Origin of the sequence: Oceanobacillus damuensis (genome assembly GCF_001618145.1) — a bacterium.
Lineage (GTDB): Bacteria > Bacillota > Bacilli > Bacillales > Amphibacillaceae > Oceanobacillus > Oceanobacillus damuensis.
This window is the reverse complement of the sequence record NZ_LQNF01000015.1, coordinates 36,083-56,723: the sequence shown is the minus strand read 5'-3', so window position 1 is coordinate 56,723 and position 20,641 is coordinate 36,083. Positions and strand designations below refer to the sequence as shown.

Below are 20,641 nucleotides of genomic sequence, written 5' to 3'. Positions count from 1 at the left end.
TAGGTTAATCATAGCCTATTTCATCTAAAGAAAAAAGTATTATGCAACGATAAAAGCTGTTTTTTATCTTATCCTTATACCCATTATGAATCTATTGTATACGATGTTTTACATTCTCAAAAAGCGGCTATATACAAGTACCATTGAAAGCAGGTGCTTAGACGTGAACACAAAGGAAGAACTCGAGATGCAGGTCGAACAGCTACAATCCAGATTATATGACGCTTCTGAAAGCAAACTGAATTACGATAAGATTATCAAAATATCTCGTGAATTGGATTCCGCAAAGAACAAACTTGAAAATCTCGAGCAGGCAAAAGAAAAACACTTTCACTGATGAAAGTGTTTTTCTTATTTCATTAGGATGTTAGATTCTCAATAAATACCCGGATGACATCAACACCACCGATTAATGTTCCCGCTGAGCTGCCTAAATTGGCAAAAACGACGACGAGCAATATCTGCGTGACCTTGTTTTTCCAAAAACCTTTTACCGTATGCACGTCACCGGATAAGCTTTCAAAGTCACCAACATTTGGTTTTTTCACATATGCCTGGACAAAACCCGCAAACCAGCCTGCAGCAAGTAATGGGTTCAACGACGTAATTGGTGCTACGACAAAAGCTGTCAGGATCGCAAGTGGATGTGCGAGCGCGATTATTGCCCCGATCGCAGCGAGCGACCCATTCCAGATTACCCAGCTGATTGTCTGTTGAAGACCTGCAGAGGGGTTCATATAAAATGTATAGGCAATGATCGCCACAATAACTAAAGGAATCGCCCAGCCAATTATTTTCGGTTTCTTCGATTTCGCAGGTCGTTTTGAAAGGCGCTTTAAATCATGTTCCTTATGGATTTCCTTCGTTATTCCAGGGACATGGGCCGCTCCCAGTACAGCCACAACCTTCTCTCCTGGAGCATCTTTTATTTTCTGCGATAAATACTGATCCCTTTCATCAATCAGCGGAGTCTTCAACTTGGGAAAATGCTCCGTAAATTCCTGCAGCATCGCATTGATTGTATCCTGCTGTTTCATTTTCTCCAGTTCTTCTTCAGAAATCTTCTCATTGCTGAAAATACTGCCAACTACTTGCATGAGAAGCAGTGCCTTACCCTTTAGGCCAATATTTCCCCAAATACGTGAGAAAGTAATTTGAATATCCCTGTCAGCCAGTACAAGCTCTGCACCATGCTCCTTTGCCGACTCGATTCCCTGGATCATTTCCTGGCCAGGGCTGATGCCGAACTGTTTGGCCATTCTTTTTTGAAAGGATGATATTGCCAGGTTCATTAATAAAAGGGATGCTTTTTTATTTTTAATCACCTCAAAGATATCCGTATCCTTCCATTTATTGCCTTCCGTTACGGATTGATACCTTTGCTCATCAAGCTCAATACAAACAGAATCAGGCTTTTCTGCTTCGATTACCGCTTTCACCTGTTCTGCACTGTCCTTCGAAACATGGGCTGTTCCAATAAGGATATATTCCTTATCATTTATATGTAATCTGGTAATATTCTCTTCGGTCATATATGAACCTTCCTTTTATGCATTCAACTACTGCAATCAATTTAATAGTTACATTTTAATACAAACATAACTCCATAATAAACCATTATGGTGCAAAATTGATATTAATTTTCCAAAAAATGCTGCGACCTAAAATTTACTTCCCGCGTTTATAGAAGCGTATTCTATTATTCCCTTCTCACATACCGTCGAAAACAGCTGTCAATAAAGGTGAAATAAAGACAAAATATTTTTATGTTTATGTGATATGATTACTTTTAGAATATAAAATGACCTTGAAGCGGGTGAGGATATGTTTATTTTTGAAGTTGATGAAAATATTGTATTGAGGCAGCTGAAATTACAGGATGCAAATGATTTATTTCAATTAACGGATTATGCAAGGGAATACCTTCGCGAATGGCTTCCATGGGTAGATTCAACTCGAAAGCCTGAAGACACCCTGGCTTTTATTGATCAAACGTTAAAAAGCGCTGAATCCAAGAGAGCACTTACTGCAGGGATTTATTTCAAAGGAAAACTGGTCGGACTTATCAGCTTTAACAGTATAGACTGGGCTAACAGGATCGGCTATATCGGATACTGGCTTTCTCCCGATTATCAAGGGCACGGCATCGTGACAAGTGCAGCCCGGGCATTGACAGACTATGCCTTCAGTACCCTGGAACTTAACCGAGTTGATATACGAGCTGCATATGAAAACAAAAAGAGCCGTGCAATTGCCGAAAGATTAGGATTCACAGAGGAAGGGAAAATCAGGCATGCCGAATGGCTCTATGACCATTATGTGGACCACGTCATCTACGGCATGTTGGCCAGTGAGTGGTATAGGTTTTAGTCTAGTGAGTGGCTGTTTAAAGAGGATGGTTTTATTAAGCTCTGATTAGTTGTTCATTGGTGTCTGGATCCTAGATGGAAGTCGGGATTTTCTGTGGGGGCTCTGTTGGGTTGCAGCGGCTCATTCGGACTGATTTTTGCTGTACCGAACGGAGCTTGGTATCTCCCAGGTTATGTGCTGGTTCTACCGACTGGGACTTGTTCTCTCCCGAGTGGTGCGGTGGTTCTACCGGATTGGGATCGCTCTCTCCCGAGTTAGGCGGTGGCTCTACCGGCTTGGGATCGCTCTCTCCCGAGTTATGTGCTGACTCTACCGGCTTGGACTCGTTCTCTCCCGAGTTACGTGCTGACTCTACCGGCTTGAGCTCGCTCTCTCCCGAGTGTGCGGTCGCTCTACCGACTTGAACATGTTATCGCCCGAGTTACGTGCTGGCTCTACCAACTTGGTCCCTCCCGAGTTACCCGCAGCCTCTACCGACTAAAACTCCTTCTCTCCCAACCGCACAACTTGACCCTACCCCAAGTTTACAGGTACATAGCACATTTATAAACATCCCATCCCTATCGATCCGTTTCCTCAAATGTAATTCTAATTACTTCATCAGTTTCCGTTTTGAATTCGATATTAATAAGAACTCCAAACTCTTTTTCACCCGCATTAAGCCACAACTTAAATTTTTCTACTGTGCTTTCTTCCAATTCTTCTTTGCCAATATGCAAATAATCAACTATATTTGCACCGGGGTATCTTTTCTCGGTTTCCATTACTGCAAGCCGCCCCCATTTTGCATAGGAGGGAATTCCTTCCTCCTGTGCGCTTGCATTTTCGTGAAGATGTATGGGTCCAGTATAAGGGGCCATTATTATTAAGATCGTAACTATAACAAGAAGTAAATTTCGCATTAGTCATTCCTCCTTTTTCATAGGATTCGTAAATTAACATTTTTTATTATAAATTTTGATTCAAGATTTTTTGCACAATCGTAAGCAATGCTTAAACCCTTTACAGACCCAATCTAATAAAGGCTGAAGCACAAAACCCTCCCCTGTAAACCAGAGGAGGGCTGCCATTTCCCGGGAAATATCGACAAAATATGATAAGTTCCAAGGTGATTATAGTTAGGCTTTTGATTTTTAAATTGAATTTCTTGTTTTAATTTTCTAAACATATCAACAAGTTATTAACAATCCGTGGATAACTTTCGAAAGCTATAGGCTTTTGTGTAATAATTCAAGTGTGTTTCGTAGTTCCTCCACACCTACCTGACCTGGTGCAGAGGCTTTTTTGGCAGCTCCAAAGGTTAAGGCAGAGCCGAAGACCTCTCCGGCTAAACGACTGATGACACCTTTTCCGGACATGGACATCGTAATGATTGGCCGGTCCGCATGTTCTTCTTTCATAATTCGGGTTGCATCCAATAAAGCCAGGACATCAGCTGCATTTGTTGGCATCACAGCAATTTTTGGCAGGTCTCCGCCGAGTTCCTGTGCCTTTTGCAGCCTTGAAACGATTTCGTTTTTTGCAGGTGTCTTTTGAAAATCATGATTGGAAATAATAACAAACACATTATTTGCATGGGCAGCTTCCACTAATGTTTTTATGTCTGTTTCATCATTAAATAGTTCCACATCAATCATATCAACGTCGCCTGTTTGGACAATATTACGGTTTAATTCGATATAATAGGAGGCGCTGACTTCCTTTTCCCCACCTTCCTTGGCACTGCGAAAGGTGAAGATGATCGGTGTCTCAGGCAATCGTTGGCGAATTTCGAAAAGCGCTTTTTTTACGCTTTCGAGCTCTTCTACCTGTTCAAAAAAATCGACACGCCATTCGAGCACATCAAATTCAATTGATTTGAGGAACTCTGCTTCGTCCTTTAATTGTTCAATCGTTTTTCCGACGATTGGTACACAGATTTTTGGTATTCCTTCCCCAATTACTACATCTTTTACTTTTACTGTACGGTTCATCATTGCTTCCCTCCTGGCTTTCACATGATATTTGTCTGTGCTTCATTTGCCTCACCCTTAAGGCGGTTGCCAAGCTGCTCTGCCTGCAAAGAAGGGATAAACAAATATTCCTCCTCACGCCAGCTAACTCATCTGTATGTTATGCAATTGGGCAAATATACCGTCACGTTGAAGCAGTTCCTCATGGCTGCCTTCTTCTTCAATACCATTTTTGGTAACGACCATGATCCGATCCGCATTTTTAATTGTTGCAAGACGGTGGGCAATGACGAGTGTAGTCCGGTTTTTTGCCAGCTCATTCAGTGCCTGCTGGATAATCATTTCTGTTTCTGTATCAAGTGCTGAAGTTGCTTCGTCCAAAATTAGAATTGGAGGATTTTTCAAGAACATACGGGCAATTGCAATCCGTTGCTTTTGACCACCTGACAGTTTCAGGCCCCGCTCACCAACCTGCGTTTCATAACCATCCGGTAACTCTCTAATAAATTCTTCCATATGTGCGCGACGTGCAGCCAATTCAATTTCTTCATTGGTCGCGTCTAATTTGCCATACGCTATATTTTCCCGCAATGTCCCTGTAAACAGAAATACGTCCTGCTGAACAACACCGATCTGGCTGCGCAGCGATTCTTTTTTCATATCGCGGATATCTATTCCATCAATTGCAATACTGCCGTCATCTACATCATAAAAACGTGGTATAAGTGAAGAGATGGTTGTCTTTCCTGCTCCAGATGGGCCGACGAAAGCCACGGTTTCACCTTTATAGATATCGAAACTGATCGATTTCAGAACAGGAGCATGGGACGATTCATAGCTGAAAGTAACATCCTTGAAGGATATATCACCGACAACGTGTTGCATATCGATGGCGTCCTTGCGATCCTGGACATCCGGCTCTACATCCATCAGTTCCGTAAACCGCTTAAATCCTGCCATACCTTTTGGATACATTTCCAGCAAAGCGGTAATTTTGTTTATTGGATTGGTAAGGACATTTACAAACAGGATAAAGCTGACAAGCTCCCCATATGACATTCTTTCATTAAAGGTTAACCATGCCCCTGCAACCAGTACAATCAGTGTAATGAGACGCATCAGCAAATAGATATTGGAATGGACAATCGCCATTACTTTATAAGCACCTATTTTTGCTTTTCGAAAGCGCTTATTATCGGTTGAAAAGCGTTCCATTTCAAATTTCTCATTCGTAAATGATTGGACAACTCGTACTCCAGAGACGGCGTCCTCAATTCTGGCATTTACCCCGGCGATGTTCTCGTACATTTTCTTCCATGATTTGTTCATCCTTATATTCCCGAATGTTATGAGGAAAATGAGGATAGGAACCGCAACTAAAATGACTGATGCCAATGTCGGATTGATGGTGAACATAATGAAAAATGCCCCGGTAAACGTCATAATGGAAATGAAAAAGTCTTCAGGTCCATGATGTGCAAGCTCTCCCAGATCAAACAAATCATTTGTTATACGACTCATAACATGTCCTGTTTTTGTATTATCAAAAAATCGGAATGATTGCTTTTGGACATGATTGAACAAGTCTTTACGCATATCGGTTTCAATATTCACCCCAAGCTTGTGCCCGATATAGGTCACGACATATTGCAGATAGGTACTGAGAATATAAACGAATAGAAGCAATACAGCTACCGTCATAATAATATTCCAGTCATTCCCCGGCAAGAGGTCATCAATAAACCATTGTACCGCTAACGGAAATGCAAGCTCAAGGATTGCAACGATTACAGCAGCAGTAAAGTCAATAATAAATAACCGCTTATGCGGCTTATAATAGGAAAAAAATCGTCGAATCAACTTATTGCACTCCCTTTTGTAGTCTAAGGAAATTATAGTGTTAATTAGTTAAGTTGGCAATGAGAGAAGCTTTTATTAGAAGGGGCATTTTTTTATTGCCTTGTGAAGTTTGGGAAGATATAAATTGTGAGGTAAATAAGCTGCTCGGGTGGCCGGGGTATGAGAAGTACATTTTGATGTTGTAGCGTTCGCTATATGGGGATGACCGATTTATTTGTTTTGATGAGACACTTTTCCTCTGAAGCTGTCGGATTTTATATTTTATTTTATCTCTAGAAAGATTGTCCCTCTTTTCGCATAGGTTATAACAATAGCAAAATTAGGGAGGTAATCGATTGAAGGGAATGCATGTTACAAAATGGGTTTGCTATGCGGTAGGCTATGTATTTATTATTTCCGGTATATTGAAGTTGGTTGACGGTGATTTTAAGGGGACTTTCGCAAGCATCGGATTGCCTTTTCCAGAGCTTACCTTGTTTTTAGTCGCAATTGTTGAGCTTGCCTGTGGAATGCTGATTGCAGGGAGGATGTATATGAGGCTTGCTGTACCTCCGCTCATTCTGATTATGCTGGGAGCACTTTATTTTACCAAAATTCCGGTGCTGTGGACGGAAGGCTTTCTCTCCTTTGCTTTTAATGCTCGTTTGGATATTGTAATGATCATTTTACTGATTCTCCTTTGGCAGCATGTCAGAAGCTATCATCTCGCCTAAAATAGACAAGAATCAACATGCTTTATATATTTTCTGTGGATAAAGGGTGTATAAGGGGCATTTTTCATTGAATAACTCTTGTTTATCCACAAAGTTGTACACATATGCACAAGTGTTCGCAGTTATTTGGTTGCAGAACATATTTTCTATACCATATATGGATTTGCCTTTAATATTTATCCACGGTTTGTGCATAACTTTTAAAAACTGTGGATAAATTTCTCGTTGTACACACAAAAGAAGTAAACTCCCATATTGTAAGGGAGTTTACTTCTTATTGTGTTCCGAGTGTTATCGTCGTAACATTTCGTTCTCCGTCTCTATAAAACGTTATTTCCACCTCATCACCGATTTCCTTTTCCTGATAGAGAATTTTACGCAGGTCAATCATGTTCTTAACCTGATTTCCATCCAATTCGGTAATAACATCCAATCGCTTTAAATCAGCCCTGTCTGCAGGTGATAATGGATCGACATTCCAAACATACACGCCACCTTCGACTTCTGCAGGGAGATTTAATGTATTGCTCCACTCCGTATGGGGAATTTCATCAAGGGAATAAATTTCAACACCTAAGTATGGACGTACAACCTCCCCAGTTTTCTCCAGTTCTTCAATAATCGGTATGGCGGAGTCTATCGGAATTGCAAAACCGATGCCTTCTACCGCTTCCTGGTTGATTTTCATCGAATTAATACCAATTAACTGTCCATAAAGATTAATCAGCGCACCGCCACTATTACCGGGATTAATGGCTGCATCTGTCTGTATGACTTCCGCCTGCCAGTCCGCACGGCCATCCTGGTTAAAATCCTGTGGAATCGTACGCTCTGTTCCACTGATTACTCCCTGGGTAACAGTACTTGAAAGGTAAAGTCCGAGGGGGTTTCCGATGGCAATGGCAGGTTCGCCTACTTTTATATCCGCTGACGAACCTACTTCAATGACCTTTGGTATGTTTGATCCGTCCATTTTCAATACTGCAAGGTCCGAGAATAAATCACTTCCAATGATTTCTGCTTCCAAATGTGTATCATCAGATAAAACTACCTCCAATACATCGGCACCCTCGATTACGTGATGGTTCGTGACAACAAAAGCTGTTCCTTCCTCAACCTTATAAATGACACCTGAACCCGTTCCAGCCTCAATCCCTTCCTGCTGCTGCCAAAAGTCACTACGCCGCTGGATATTTGTTATACCAACAACGCTAGGGGTGACCTCTTCGACAACTTCAGTGATCTGGGTTGACACATCGACCTGCATTGTTTGATTGATGGACCGGTCATCTGTATTGCTTTGCACTTCCGTATTTTCTTCCTGTGTCGCTGTATCCCCACCCATATTAAATAATTCCGGTAAAACGATAAGTACTAATAATGCTCCAAGCACGACGCCCGTAATAAGAGGAATTAACCAAGGTCTTCTCTGTTTACGCGTCTTCCTGTAATCATCACTATAATATCCCATAGTTAAAGGTCTCCTTGCTATATGATATATATTAGTATTACCTTAAACCGAAAAATATTAAACACCGGAAGCAAGGAAGAAAAATCTGGTTGAATTAACCCACTTCATATAATGCGGTAGGGTTTTTTGGATCCGTATCCTGTAAATCTATCTCAATACCTCTCTCATGAAGGACATTTTGTACAGACATGCGTGCAAGGTCCTTCATATTGTTATCCAGGCTCAAATGTGCAAGATAAATTCGCTTCGTACGGTTACTTATAATATCTGTCAGGGCAAGGCCTGCGTCTTCATTGGATACATGTCCGGAATCGCCTAGTATTCTGCGCTTGACACTCCAAGGATATCTCCCCATTCGCAGCATTCCCACATCATGGTTCGCCTCGAAGATATATGCATCCGCATCTTCCACGGTCTTCTTGATGCGCTCGGATACATAGCCAAGATCTGTTACAAGAGCCACTTTCTTTCCATCATGGCGGAATGTATAAAACATCGGCTCTGCGGCGTCATGGGATACACCAAATGATTCAATATCCATGTCGCCAAATGTTTTTACCTCTTCCATCCCAAAAATAAATTTTTGGTCCAGGGAGAGTTTTCCCAGGGATTTCTCCATGGCATTCCAAGTCTTTTCATTTGCATAGATAGGGAGATTATATTTTCTGGCAATGATCCCCAAACCTTTAATATGGTCACTATGCTCATGTGTGACCAAAATGCCGGTTAATTGGGCTGGGTCGACATTTACTTTACTGAACAGGTGATCCATCTGCTTTCCGCTCAGTCCTGCATCCACAAGAAACTTCTGTTCATTTGATTCGATATAAAAGGCATTTCCAGTGCTTCCTGATGCCAATACACTAAAACGCAATGTCATTCTGTTTCACTCCGATTTTCTTCTTCAAACTTTTGATCTATAACTGCTTCAAAAGGCTCTTTAAGCTCCTCTTCCTCTGGTAAAGCCTCAATCTTTTCCATATAATTTGTTATGGTAGATTCCAAAAATTCCATATCATCACCCGGATAGGTGAGGTTTTCGATTGCATTGATAAAGTAATTCTCTTCGTGATTGATTGTAATCCTCCATGTTGGTGCAAACACCTGTGATTCAATACGGGAAAGATAGCCAAGCTCCAACTCGGTCACTTTTTCGTCCTGTGTAAGGGTACCACGATCATAAAGCGATCCAATTGCATTCAGCGGGGGAAGAAGTGTTTCTGCATTTCCCTGTTGCTCAGCTTCTCCTAGCATTGTCTGGGTATAGTGGGTAATTTCATCTTTATCATTCAGATAAAAAAGCAGTAATGCATTTTGGTTGGAATATATTGGCCTGCTGCCATCCTTCACCTGGAAAAAAAGGAGAATATTTGCCTCTTCATTCCAAGCCCAATACTGGTATTCTGAAGGATAGAGCAAATATGGCTCTACAATGTCCGTTATGCGAGCGGCGTTTGCATTTGCCGGTACAAGTAAGGGATCTTCAAATTGAGCAAGTATAAAATTATCTTCAACTAAAGCTGCGTCAAGATCTTCCATGCTGTTCAGCTGATCCATTTCCTCACTGGTGAATTTTTTATCGGATACATTTATATAACTTGCTTCCGTCACATCCTGATTCAAATCAGGAATTGAAATATTCTCTGAGGCCAAAAGCTCTTCATAGCTTTGTTCCTCACTATCCAGCACTCCCAGATCGGAATCCTTTTGCCTGTCCACAAATTGAATAAGCAGGTAAATATTCAAAATGAGGAAACTGAGAATAAATAGTGTTTTTATATGACCCCATTGCATCCTCAATCCCCTCCTTTTTGACTTGTCATTTCATTAAATACAGGCAATCTCCATGTTCCATTGTATTTTACATACCAATTAGGTTCCAGTTCAATAAGGTTATTTTCGAGAACCCTTAATCGATAGCCGATTTTTATGTCTTCTATACTATCTCTGTTATAATCAGCAAGCGTCAATAAATTAGCTATAAAACTCTCACCGGAGGACAATTCCACTTCACTCTGGTTAAGAGAATCATCTAAATTGACAAGTGGACGTTGATATTCTTCCAGTTGCTGACTGTTCCACTTCTGTTCAATGGTTGATAATTCCGGGTTGGAAGGATCTGATCTGCTGAATACCGGATAGCCCTCATAATTCATGCGGTACTTCACACGGCTTTGATAAACATCCAGCTCAGCTAATGTGTAATCACCGGTCCAGCCCGAATGATTATTAATATGATCGATGCTTTTGTCCAAAATTTCGACAGGGGAAAGTAATGGATTCGTATTCTCCGTAAATGGATTGACATACTCCATCGCATAACGATCGGTTCCAACCCGCATCTGCCGGCTGTCCGTAAAATAAGTCAGCCCCATTTGCGGTGTGGTTGACTCCATCACCACACCTGGATTAGGGAATAAGATGTCTCTCATGGAAGATGGTGAAATCGTTGTGTATCGTAGTGACTCTTCATGCAATACTACTTCACCTTCAGGAATGTAAATATCCTTTTCCCCATTATTAAATACAGTATATTTACGGAACATATCCGATTCTATATTTGTTATATAGGACCATAGCTGTTCATGGACAGTCGAATCAGTTACAGTGGCCAGCGCAATTCTATCACTGTCATTCGATAAAAATTCCACTTCCAATGAATTATTGTCAGATTGAAAAGTGATATACATCCGATCAAACGTCCAGCCAGGCATTATTATATCGTCTTGGCTAAAGGAAAGGATCCTGCTGATTAACTCCATTGGAAGAGGGTCTGGGAATATAACTTCCACTTCATGTTCATTGGCAGTCCTTTCACTTGCAACCTGGGTCCTGAAATCCGTCAATGTCCAGTTTTGCATTTGCAGATACAGCTGCTCCCGGCTTTCATGCTCGGAAAAACCATAGAATTCCCCTTGGTCTTTAAATATAATTTCGCTAGGCTGGATAAGACTTCTTTTTGTCTCATCATCTGTTCCGCCTAAACTGACTTCTTCATATGAATCTTCACTTAGCGTTCCTACCTCTGCTCTGTAATTCCAAACTCCGAAAGTAAGAATTAAGCTCGTACCTATAAGGATAATCAATATAAGTGTTTTGGCCGTTTCCAGTTTCATCTCATATCCCTCCGCTTCTTACTCATCAGCGGTAGTGTAAAGAGAATCGTTGTCCCTTTACCTTCTTTACTTTTGGCCCATATTTTACCATGATGGGCTTCCACTAATTCTTTCGTAATCGCAAGTCCCAGACCCGTTCCTCCAAGCTTCCTTGTTCTCGCTTTATCTGCTCTGTAAAAACGTTCAAAGACCTTTTCCAGTTTATCATATGGAATTCCCATTCCCTGATCCTCGATGCTTACGAGTAAATAATGCCTTTTAATATCAAGCTTCATGCGGATTTCTCCGCCTTCTGGAGAATACTTTATTGCATTGGAAATAATATTATCCAGTACTTGGGTCATCTTATCCTTATCCATCCAGACAAGGGATTGCCCTTTTGGAATTTCTCTGATTAAGGTTATCTCTTCCGGTGTATTCATTTCAAATCGGTCAATCACCTGATGGAAGTATTCTACAAAATCCGTACGTTCCTTGTGCAATGGCAATTCATCGGAATCCATTTTGGAGAGCTGCAGCAAATCGTTGACCATGCGAATCATTCTGTCCGTTTCATTCTGGGCAACATGAAGGAATTTTGGCGCGATTTCCTTATCTTCCCACGCCCCGTCCGTCAATGCTTCAATATAGCTTTTCATTGTCGTTAATGGCGTACGCAATTCATGTGAAACATTGGACACGAAATCACGACGCTCCTGTTCCACTTTTTCCTGCTCTGTTACATCACTGATAACGGTGATAAATCCGGTTATTTCATCTTCATCATCGGATACCGTGGAAAAATTGGACCTTATAAGAAATGGCGTATCATCATCACTGAAATCAATAATCATGGAACCACTATCCTGCAATTCAGTCAAATCTATTACTTTTCCTTCCAGCTGCAATATATCAAGCAAGTAGTCTCCTATAACTTCTTCCGGATTCTCCCCGATTAATCTCCCTGCCGCTTCATTCATTAACGTTATAGAACCATTATTATCGGTGGCGATAACCCCATCCGACATATTGGACAGAACGGAGCTAAGCTTCCTCCGCTCCTCCTCGATGGTAGCATAGGAGTGCTTTAGACGACTGTTCAGATCATTAAAGGTTTCCGCCAATTGGCCGATTTCATCTTTTCCATAAACATTTACTTTCTGCGTAAAATCTCCATTTGCCATAATCAGGGCTTGTTCTCTCATCTCCATGATTGGCTTCGTAATCGTACGTGCGACCAATATACCGACAATTGCCGAAATGCTGATTGCCAATAGCGAACCCTGCAGGAAGATGCTGTTGATGTCTTCCACTTGCCCATATACCTCATCCAGGGAGGATTGGAAATAAATGACACCGACCGTAATGCCATCCGAATCTATTAAGGGTTCTACATGGACATATACACGGCTTTCGGATTCTGCTTCCCAAAAGTCCTCTTTTTGTGATGTTTCAAAAAACAATGCCTGCTGGACTATAGGCATTGAAGTTCTTTTACCGAGTTCTTCCTCTTGATTGAGTTTATTCGTCCCGATAATTCTGCGCTGATTATCAATAACATTTACGGTCGTAGCGATATTATCCGTATTGATATCCTGTACGATTTGCTGAATTTCATCCTGTAAAGTTGGTCCTTCATCCTCTTCGCTGCGCTCTCTATCAAAGGCCTGCTCCAGGTTATAGCTTAGCAGTTCCACACGTTCACTGATGGAAGATTTGAAGCTGTCGAGCAGATCCTCCTCCAACCTTTGTGTAAAGAAAGACCCAATAACCTGAACAGCAAGAAGCAGTAAAAGGATATAAATGATAATAAACTTTAATTGAATCGAACGAAAAAAACCAACTTTATTCATAACAACTACTCCTGCTCAGGATTACGTAAATAATATCCAACACCCCGTCTTGTCACGATCCACATCGGATTGCTTGGACTCTCCTCAATTTTTTCACGAAGTCTTCGAACGGTAACATCGACAGTACGGACATCCCCAAAGTAATCATAGCCCCATACGGTCTCAAGTAAATGTTCTCTTGTCATAACCTGTCCAATGTGACGGGCAAGGTAATGCAATAATTCAAATTCACGATGTGTCAATTCGATTTGTTCCCCTTTTCTTGATACAACATATGCATCAGGGTGCACCGTTAAGTCTCCAATGACGATATCTTTTGTCGTTTTCACCGTATCCTCAGGAACCTGCTGTCTGCGAAGATTAGCTTTTACGCGCGCGATCAGCTCACGATTACTGAAAGGCTTTGTTACATAGTCATCCGCTCCAAGCTCAAGACCAAGTACTTTATCAATCTCTGAATCCTTCGCTGTAAGCATGATTACAGGTATGGTTTGCGTTTTTCTTACTTCACGCAAAACTTCATTCCCATCCTTGCCAGGCAACATAATATCCAAGAGGATCAGATCAGGCTTTTCACTTTCTGCCAGTTCGACAGCTGTATCGCCATCATTGGCTACGACTACCTCATATCCATCTTTCTCTAAATTGAATTTTAATATATCTGCAATTGGCTGCTCATCATCTACTACTAATATTTTGTGATTCATTTTTAGCCACATCCTTTTCATCCATTACTATTCTCTATTCTAACTCAATTTCACAAATATGTCTTTCCCTGAAAAATTTCCATCCGGATTAGAGTGCCTGTCACTATCTATCTTAAGAAATCCGAAAATTTTATTCAAATGCTAAAAGGCTGACTTTTAAGGAGTCAGCCTTTTGGTTATTTACTTACATATTCTGTTGGATTTTGAAGAGATCCATTTTTGTAAACTTCAAAGTGGAGGTGAATTCCCGTTGAATTTCCCGTTGATCCCATTATCCCTATTTTGCTTCCCTTTTCGACAACCTGTCCGGATTTTACATCAATGGAGGCAAGATGTGCGTAAATTGTCTTCATCCCGTTATTATGATTGATAACGATTTTATTGCCGTAGCCGCCGCTGTCATAGCCTGCAGATTCGATCACTCCGTTATCTGCAGCAAGTATATTTTTATTGGATGGACGGGCAATATCGATTCCATTATGTGCTTTTCCCCATCGTTCGCCGACATGACTTGAAATATATCCGCCAACCGCCGGCCAAACCATGTCGCCGGTACCCTTAGAAGATATTACTTTTGTCCCCTTCTTGACAATTTGTTTAATTGGTTCTTTCGTTACCTTTTCGTCAAGAACTTCTTTTCCAGTCTGTTTTCCATTCGTTTTTTCAATGCTGTAAAGAACTTCCTTTGTACCGTCACTGCCTTCCTGCTTAACTTCCTCTTCACCTTTATACATATCTTCGGATTCAATTACTTCTGTTTCGTATTCGACCGTTTCTTCAACCATTTTTTCTTCCTTTATAATAACGTCCACAAACGGTTCATATTCCATTACGTTGATTTCCTGGTCGGGTTTAAGGATGGAATCTTCCTTTAATGATCCATTTAATTCGAGCAATTTGTTTATGGTTAAGTCATATTCCCCCGCTATCTTACCTAATACTTCTCCTTCTTTAACGGTATGAACTTTCTCTTCAAGGGTGCCTTTTTGCAGCATTGTAATACCCTGCTCGACGGTCAATATATCTGTCGGCGATACTTTTTCATTCACCATTGTTACATCGTCCGATAACATGATAACTGTTACAATGCTTTCCTCTTCCGAAAGCTCTTTTTTCTCTTCCGGTGATATTTCCGCTACTACTACTTCATCGCTGCTATCCTCATGCAGTTTTGCAAACGTAAGATTTAAGAGATTTTTCTCATCTACATATTCGCTTATATATTGCTCCAATACGTCATTCGCCGTTTTCTCGTCATTAAAATATCCTACTGTCTCATCTGCAATTTTAAGTTCTATTGCGTTTGCTTTGATAGAAAGCTCTTCATTTAACCGATCTGCTACTTTTTCGTTGTTGTAGGATGGGTTAAATACCTTTTCCGAAATATACGAAATCTCTTCTCCCACGGTTAAAGAAAGATTTTCAAACTCCTTTTTCTCTTCTTGAACCTTGCTATCTATCAAATTTTCAACCACTTCTTTGTTATCTATCTTTCCGACATGCTCACTATCCACGTATACATGGTAAACTGTCCCTAGCGTGTCATCTGCAAAAGCAGTTGTAGATGTAAAGATCAGACCAAAGCATACAGCTGTGGCGAGTTTTTTTAAAAAACCTTTATTATTTCTCGTTTTTATCTCTGTTATTCTATTAGACATTCTCGTATTTCCTCCGGCATCCTTTGATTCATGTATCTCTTTATTAACTAGTGTAAGACTTTTCGTCACTTATAAATTTACCATAGGCCAAAAGGATTAAACAGAGATTGTCGAACAATGTAAAGAAACTGTATAATAAGACCCAGTATTTTACAATTGCTATAAAAATTCGATGGAAAAATTGTGCTTTCCCTTTGTTAAAATCAGTGTGAACTACATCTCTACTATACATGATAGTATAATCTTATATTCTGGAGGTGACTCAAATGGAGTGGAAAAGATGGGTGTGAGGCGGTCCCGGAAAAATGGGTTTTAATAGAAGCAATGCGAGTACATACAAATGAGCAAAGTGAGCCGTATTTTAGGTGTTAGACGATAGTGAAAAAACGTTTATTGAAGATAGTTCAACAAGGCGGTCATCAAAGCACCTTTTTGAGTATTTTGGTATTATTATGATGAAGTTATTTGACTATCGGACAGTTTGGTCTCAGTACATAAACAGGAAAAGGGGATAATATAATGCTGGCAGAAAAAGTCCATATTGCCGTACCAACAGCTTTTTTTGAGGATGAATCTCTTAATATTCAAGGGACGATAAGCCATATAAGAAACCTGTATAGGCAAGGTGTAAAATCTGTTCTTGTCTCTGGAACTACTGGAGAACAGCACAGTCTAAATCTTCAGGAGAAAATTGAAATAATAAACGGTTTAGAACTGGAAGAAGAACTCATTCGTAACATGGAAATAATCTTTGGTCTGTCTTCCATTAGACAGAAAGAAGCGGAGGAACTGGCTAAAAAGATTCGCAATACAAGATTATCTGGTATTATGCTTGGGTATCCACCTTATGTTATACCGACACAAGAAGAAGCGATCGTTTACTCGAAAAGAATAATACATCTTAGTAACAAGCCAACTATCCTATATAACAACCCAAAAAGAACCGGATTTGATTTATCAGTAGAAAGTATTATTCAGTTAAGTGAGATAGACTTAGTGGTTGGAATAAAAGATGCTGGCAATAAAGAAAAAGTTGAAAGAATAAAAAACGGTATCCATAAAAACGATTTTTTATATTTTTATGCTGGCGGAGAAGTAGGATTAGAAGAAAAGGTCTCCTATGGATACGATCGTCTCTCCTCCATAGCTGGGAATGTTTCCCCGATGGAAATTAGTCAATGGTTTCAAAAAATGCTTATGAAACAAAAAGTAAGTATGCAAGAAAGCGAAAAAATAAGATATATTATGGAACAAGTCTATCAAGGAAATGCTATTGTGAATGTGAAAAAGGTCATTAGTGAAAAGAGTATTCCGATGGAGATTTGCAGGAGTCCAATAGGAAATACTTAAAGATAGGGAATTATTTTCTAAACTAATTATAAAAATGTTCATTTCATCAAGTAATATTTTTCATTTCCCTTACCCAATGCTTTTCAGCTAAAGGACATTTAATTACAAGAAGCAACACACTATATGAAAGCCAAAAAGCTTGAGGTTGGAAACATCCCCTCAAGCTTTTTATGTTTTAGTTGCATTATTGACTATAGACACTGCGTACTACATTCGTTTGTGAACGGTCAGGTCCAACAGAGAATATTGATAACGGAATCTCTGTTAATTGTGAAATGCGCTCCAGATAATGACGAGCATTCACTGGCAGTTCGTGCAGGCTTTTAACACCAGTAATATCCTCTTTCCACCCTGGCATTTCTTCATAGATAGGCTCACATTCTGCAAGAACCTTTAAGCTTGCAGGAAATTCTTTCATAATTTCCCCTTTATAACGATATGCCGTACAGATTTTTAAATTCTCAATGCCTGTCAGGACATCAATCGAGTTCAATGATAAATCAGTAATCCCACTCACACGGCGGGCATGACGTACAACGACACTGTCAAACCAGCCTACACGGCGCGCTCTTCCTGTTGTCGTTCCATATTCACGGCCTACTTCCCGAATCTGATCACCAGTTTCGTCGTGCAGTTCCGTTGGGAAAGGACCATCACCAACACGTGTCGTATAAGCCTTTGAAACACCGACAACATGATTGATCTTTGTCGGACCTACTCCCGAACCGATTGTAACACCACCGGCAATTGGGTTGGACGACGTAACAAATGGATATGTACCCTGGTCAATATCGAGCATAACTCCTTGTGCCCCTTCAAAAAGAACACGGCGACCCTGATCAAGTGCATCATTCAGGACAACAGAAGTGTCTGTTACATATTGGGCCATTTGCTGACCATATTCATAATACTCTTCCAGGATATCTTCTACTTTAATTGGTTCTACTTCATAAACCTTTTCAAACAAACGGTTTTTTTCTTTCAAGTTCTGTTCCAGTTTCTCACGAAAAGCATCTTTATCCATGAGATCAGCAATACGGATACCCATGCGTGCTGCTTTATCCATATAAGCAGGACCGATACCTTTTTTTGTCGTGCCTATTTTGTTTTCGCCTTTTTCTTCTTCCTGAAGAATATCCAGGTTTAAATGATATGGCAAAATCACATGTGCACGGTTGCTGATGCGCAGATTGTCTGTCGACACATTACGCTCATGCAGATAAGCAATCTCCTCGACAAATGCCTTTGGATCAATTACCATCCCATTCCCTAACACACATATTTTATCATTAAAGAAAATACCTGATGGAATCAAATGCAATTTATAGGTCACATCATCGAATTTGATTGTATGACCGGCATTGTTTCCTCCTTGATACCTTGCAACTACTTCTGCGTTTTGCGATAGAAAGTCAGTGATCTTCCCTTTCCCTTCATCGCCCCACTGTGTTCCCACAACTACTACTGAGGACATCTTGCACCTCCACTAATTTTATGTAGATTATATGTTTTTAATATTACTAAATGTAATTTTATCAATAATAAAGAATGAAGTCAAATCAAAATACGAACGTTAACAAGATGTAATTTTGATATTGTACGGTAAAATAATATGTATCTATAGATTATTTTAAACGGTGGCTGGCATATTAGTTATAATATGGTTAAATTGCTCTTCTATATACATTCTTTAAATTGCAAAATAAAGCAAAGAAAAAAAACAGGCTGCTAGTTTTTAACAGCCTGTTCTAAGTGGATAATTACTTATTCAATTCCTTCTGTCCATTCAGCTACTAAATCTGCATTTTCTTCTACCCATGCAGCTGCAGCATCTTCCGCGTCTGTACCTTCATAAATATCGAGCATTACAGCTTCAAGGTCTTCAGAAGTCCAATGGAAGTTATCCAAAACCTGATATGCTTGAGGCATGTCTTCTTCCAGACCTTCACGGACCATTGTTGCGATAATTTCAGCTTCGCCAAACGTTCCTTCTGGGTCTTCCAGATATTTTAAATCATAAGCCTGGAACTTCCAGTGTGGTGACCAGCCAGTGACAATAATTTCTTCTTCATTCTCAAATGCTTCTCCTAATGCTGTTGCCATTGCTCCACTTGAAGAAGTCTGTACGGTCCAATCCTCAAGATTTTCGTAATCTTCAAGCGTTTGTTCTGCAGCAGCTACAACACCTGCTCCAGGCTCAATACCTGTAATGGTTTGATCTGCTTGCTCATCCAAGTCAGCAATGGAATCAACATCCATATACTCTGGTACAACTAAACCGATTGTAGCACCTTCAAGGTTTTCCCCTAAATCCACTACTTGATCACCATATGCATCATACTGAGCTGCATGTGTTCCTGGCAACCAAGCCGCTACCATACCATCAGCCTCGCCATTTGCCACAGCTTCCCACATAATTGCATTATCAAGCGGAGTCAGCTTCACGTCATATCCAAGATCCTCCAGCACTTTACCTACCACATGGGTAGAAGCAATCTCTGTATCCCATTCGACATAAGCCAATTCAATTTCCTGACCTTCGATTGTTGCTGCTTCTTCTGTACCTTCATCTGTTGTCGTGGATCCGTTATCTGCTTCTTCCTCGTCTGCTCCACAACCGGCAGCGAATAATGCCAATGAAAGTCCAGATACGATTCCAAGACGCTTCCAATTAAATATACCCATAATTATCTCCTCTTTCTTTCGTATTTTAATATATGGAACTTTTCCCAAAGGAAAAGGTAACCAGCAATTTTAGTCTTTCTTCCTATTCATATTCTGTGTAATCCGATCAATAATGATAGCCAAGATAACGATTCCTAATCCGGCAACGAATCCTGTTCCTACTTGGGCACGCTGCAAGGATGATAGAACTTGGCTGCCGAGACCAGGTGCACCAATCATGGATGCGATAACGACCATGGATAATGCAAGCATGACCGTTTGGTTGATACCAGCCATGATCGTCGCTTTTGCCATTGGAAGTTCTACTTTGAAAAGTTTCTGTGCACCAGTACTTCCAAATGCATCAGATGCTTCCACTAAATCTTTGGAAACTTGTCGAATGCCTAAATTAGTAAACCGAACAGTAGGTGGCGTTGCGAAAATCAATGATGCGAATACACCAGGAACCATACCAATCCCGAAAAATGCCACGGCAGGAATCAAGTAGACAAATGCCGGCATTGTTTGCATAAAGTCCAGGACGGGAGTAAATATCATGTTGGCGATTTTGCTCTTCGACATCAATATCCCAACTGGAACACCTATAATTACAGACAATAAACTTGCCAGCAAGACTAAGGTGACTGTATTCATCAAGTCATCCCAATGTCCCTGATTATAAATCAGTACGAGCCCAACGATGGAAAAGGCAGCCAATCCCAGTTTCTTACCAGTTACGAAAAATGCCAGTAAGGCAACAAGGATAATAAAAATAACAGGTGGAATATTCATCAATATATCTTCCGCTACAAACTCCATTAAGTTACCAAAATGTTCTTTAATCGGATTGAACACAAACGAGAATGTACTTTTCAGCCAATCTGATGCAGCCTCGGTTGCTTCTGCTATCGGTATTTCCGGTATGAAATCCAACGTATTGTTAAGCAT

18 protein-coding genes are annotated in these 20,641 nt (G+C 40.4%); 4 read left to right on the top strand and 14 right to left on the bottom strand.

The window, feature by feature from the left end; genetic code table 11:
- Window positions 1-163 precede the first annotated feature (163 nt).
- Window positions 164-337 carry a Spo0E family sporulation regulatory protein-aspartic acid phosphatase gene (locus A4245_RS20110; protein ID WP_199860677.1) on the top strand — a complete coding sequence of 58 codons (174 nt, stop codon included), beginning with the start codon at window positions 164-166 and terminating at the stop codon, window positions 335-337.
- A gap of 22 nt (window positions 338-359) precedes the next feature.
- On the opposite strand, the gene A4245_RS11085 is transcribed toward A4245_RS20110, so the two are convergent.
- Complete coding sequence (locus tag A4245_RS11085; protein WP_067727815.1) at window positions 360-1,532, bottom strand: TraB/GumN family protein; 1,173 nt, start codon at window positions 1,530-1,532, stop codon at window positions 360-362.
- A 292-nt stretch (window positions 1,533-1,824) separates the two neighbouring features.
- On the opposite strand from A4245_RS11085, the gene A4245_RS11080 reads away from it, so the two are divergent.
- The gene (locus tag A4245_RS11080; protein ID WP_067727813.1) at window positions 1,825-2,370 is read left to right on the top strand and encodes a GNAT family N-acetyltransferase; all 546 of its coding nucleotides are present in this window, start codon (window positions 1,825-1,827) and stop codon (window positions 2,368-2,370) included.
- Window positions 2,371-2,930: 560 nt separating this feature from the next.
- Here A4245_RS11080 and A4245_RS11075 read toward each other — a convergent pair.
- The 3 genes from A4245_RS11075 to A4245_RS11065 all read right to left on the bottom strand — a co-directional run bounded on the left by A4245_RS11075 (window position 2,931) and on the right by A4245_RS11065 (window position 6,182).
- The gene (locus tag A4245_RS11075; protein WP_067727812.1) at window positions 2,931-3,272 is read right to left on the bottom strand and encodes a DUF3889 domain-containing protein; all 342 of its coding nucleotides are present in this window, start codon (window positions 3,270-3,272) and stop codon (window positions 2,931-2,933) included.
- Window positions 3,273-3,578: 306 nt separating this feature from the next.
- Entirely contained in the window at window positions 3,579-4,343 is a 765-nt protein-coding gene (gene aroD, locus A4245_RS11070; RefSeq protein ID WP_067727920.1) for a type I 3-dehydroquinate dehydratase, read from the bottom strand.
- 123 nt (window positions 4,344-4,466) lie between these two features.
- Entirely contained in the window at window positions 4,467-6,182 is a 1,716-nt protein-coding gene (locus A4245_RS11065) for an ABC transporter ATP-binding protein (protein WP_067727810.1), read from the bottom strand.
- A gap of 344 nt (window positions 6,183-6,526) precedes the next feature.
- Here A4245_RS11065 and A4245_RS11060 point away from each other — a divergent pair, with 344 nt between their 5' ends.
- Window positions 6,527-6,895 (top strand): DoxX family protein, encoded by a 369-nt coding sequence (locus A4245_RS11060; RefSeq protein WP_067727915.1) that lies wholly within the window; start codon window positions 6,527-6,529, stop codon window positions 6,893-6,895.
- A gap of 274 nt (window positions 6,896-7,169) precedes the next feature.
- On the opposite strand, the gene A4245_RS11050 is transcribed toward A4245_RS11060, so the two are convergent.
- From A4245_RS11050 to A4245_RS11020, 7 genes are all read right to left on the bottom strand, one after another.
- Entirely contained in the window at window positions 7,170-8,366 is a 1,197-nt protein-coding gene (locus tag A4245_RS11050; protein WP_067727806.1) for a S1C family serine protease, read from the bottom strand.
- Window positions 8,367-8,460: 94 nt separating this feature from the next.
- Window positions 8,461-9,246, bottom strand: coding sequence for an MBL fold metallo-hydrolase (locus A4245_RS11045; protein ID WP_067727805.1), 786 nt, complete (start codon window positions 9,244-9,246; stop codon window positions 8,461-8,463).
- On the bottom strand, window positions 9,243-10,160 hold the full coding sequence (locus tag A4245_RS11040; RefSeq protein WP_067727803.1) for a two-component system regulatory protein YycI: 918 nt from the start codon (window positions 10,158-10,160) through the stop codon (window positions 9,243-9,245). Before A4245_RS11040 ends, A4245_RS11045 begins: the two co-directional genes overlap by 4 nt.
- Window positions 10,161-10,162: 2 nt before the next feature.
- Entirely contained in the window at window positions 10,163-11,482 is a 1,320-nt protein-coding gene (locus tag A4245_RS11035) for a YycH family regulatory protein (protein WP_067727802.1), read from the bottom strand.
- On the bottom strand, window positions 11,479-13,314 hold the full coding sequence (gene walK, locus A4245_RS11030) for a cell wall metabolism sensor histidine kinase WalK (protein WP_067727798.1): 1,836 nt from the start codon (window positions 13,312-13,314) through the stop codon (window positions 11,479-11,481). Before walK ends, A4245_RS11035 begins: the two co-directional genes overlap by 4 nt.
- 5 nt (window positions 13,315-13,319) lie before the next feature.
- The gene (yycF, locus tag A4245_RS11025) at window positions 13,320-14,021 is read right to left on the bottom strand and encodes a response regulator YycF (RefSeq protein ID WP_067727796.1); all 702 of its coding nucleotides are present in this window, start codon (window positions 14,019-14,021) and stop codon (window positions 13,320-13,322) included.
- A 176-nt stretch (window positions 14,022-14,197) separates the two neighbouring features.
- The gene (locus tag A4245_RS11020; RefSeq protein WP_067727795.1) at window positions 14,198-15,679 is read right to left on the bottom strand and encodes a M23 family metallopeptidase; all 1,482 of its coding nucleotides are present in this window, start codon (window positions 15,677-15,679) and stop codon (window positions 14,198-14,200) included.
- A 519-nt stretch (window positions 15,680-16,198) separates the two neighbouring features.
- On the opposite strand from A4245_RS11020, the gene A4245_RS11015 reads away from it, so the two are divergent.
- The gene (locus A4245_RS11015; RefSeq protein WP_067727794.1) at window positions 16,199-17,029 is read left to right on the top strand and encodes a dihydrodipicolinate synthase family protein; all 831 of its coding nucleotides are present in this window, start codon (window positions 16,199-16,201) and stop codon (window positions 17,027-17,029) included.
- Window positions 17,030-17,213: 184 nt separating this feature from the next.
- Here A4245_RS11015 and A4245_RS11010 read toward each other — a convergent pair whose 3' ends face one another.
- From A4245_RS11010 to A4245_RS11000, 3 genes are all read right to left on the bottom strand, one after another.
- Window positions 17,214-18,503 (bottom strand): adenylosuccinate synthase, encoded by a 1,290-nt coding sequence (locus A4245_RS11010; RefSeq protein ID WP_067727793.1) that lies wholly within the window; start codon window positions 18,501-18,503, stop codon window positions 17,214-17,216.
- Between the two features lie 290 nt (window positions 18,504-18,793).
- The gene (locus tag A4245_RS11005; RefSeq protein ID WP_067727791.1) at window positions 18,794-19,714 is read right to left on the bottom strand and encodes a glycine betaine ABC transporter substrate-binding protein; all 921 of its coding nucleotides are present in this window, start codon (window positions 19,712-19,714) and stop codon (window positions 18,794-18,796) included.
- Window positions 19,715-19,783: 69 nt separating this feature from the next.
- Entirely contained in the window at window positions 19,784-20,641 is an 858-nt protein-coding gene (locus A4245_RS11000; protein ID WP_067727790.1) for an ABC transporter permease, read from the bottom strand.

Excerpts from the sequence above, each read along its gene's own strand:
- A4245_RS11060 (WP_067727915.1), top strand. The coding sequence starts at position 6,527 with ATGCATGTTACAAAATGGGTTTGCTATGCGGTAGGCTATGTATTTATT.
- A4245_RS11015 (WP_067727794.1), top strand. The coding sequence starts at position 16,199 with ATGCTGGCAGAAAAAGTCCATATTGCCGTACCAACAGCTTTTTTTGAG.
- A4245_RS11050 (WP_067727806.1), bottom strand. The coding sequence starts at position 8,366 with ATGGGATATTATAGTGATGATTACAGGAAGACGCGTAAACAGAGAAGA.
- A4245_RS11080 (WP_067727813.1), top strand. The coding sequence starts at position 1,825 with ATGTTTATTTTTGAAGTTGATGAAAATATTGTATTGAGGCAGCTGAAA.
- A4245_RS11005 (WP_067727791.1), bottom strand. The coding sequence starts at position 19,714 with ATGGGTATATTTAATTGGAAGCGTCTTGGAATCGTATCTGGACTTTCA.
- A4245_RS11045 (WP_067727805.1), bottom strand. The coding sequence starts at position 9,246 with ATGACATTGCGTTTTAGTGTATTGGCATCAGGAAGCACTGGAAATGCC.
- aroD (WP_067727920.1), bottom strand. The coding sequence starts at position 4,343 with ATGAACCGTACAGTAAAAGTAAAAGATGTAGTAATTGGGGAAGGAATA.
- A4245_RS11035 (WP_067727802.1), bottom strand. The coding sequence starts at position 11,482 with ATGAAACTGGAAACGGCCAAAACACTTATATTGATTATCCTTATAGGT.
- walK (WP_067727798.1), bottom strand. The coding sequence starts at position 13,314 with ATGAATAAAGTTGGTTTTTTTCGTTCGATTCAATTAAAGTTTATTATC.
- A4245_RS11010 (WP_067727793.1), bottom strand. The coding sequence starts at position 18,503 with ATGTCCTCAGTAGTAGTTGTGGGAACACAGTGGGGCGATGAAGGGAAA.
- yycF (WP_067727796.1), bottom strand. The coding sequence starts at position 14,021 with ATGAATCACAAAATATTAGTAGTAGATGATGAGCAGCCAATTGCAGAT.
- A4245_RS11085 (WP_067727815.1), bottom strand. The coding sequence starts at position 1,532 with ATGACCGAAGAGAATATTACCAGATTACATATAAATGATAAGGAATAT.
- A4245_RS11020 (WP_067727795.1), bottom strand. The coding sequence starts at position 15,679 with ATGTCTAATAGAATAACAGAGATAAAAACGAGAAATAATAAAGGTTTT.
- A4245_RS11075 (WP_067727812.1), bottom strand. The coding sequence starts at position 3,272 with ATGCGAAATTTACTTCTTGTTATAGTTACGATCTTAATAATAATGGCC.
- A4245_RS11040 (WP_067727803.1), bottom strand. The coding sequence starts at position 10,160 with ATGCAATGGGGTCATATAAAAACACTATTTATTCTCAGTTTCCTCATT.
- A4245_RS11000 (WP_067727790.1), bottom strand. The coding sequence starts at position 20,641 with ATGCTTAACAATACGTTGGATTTCATACCGGAAATACCGATAGCAGAA.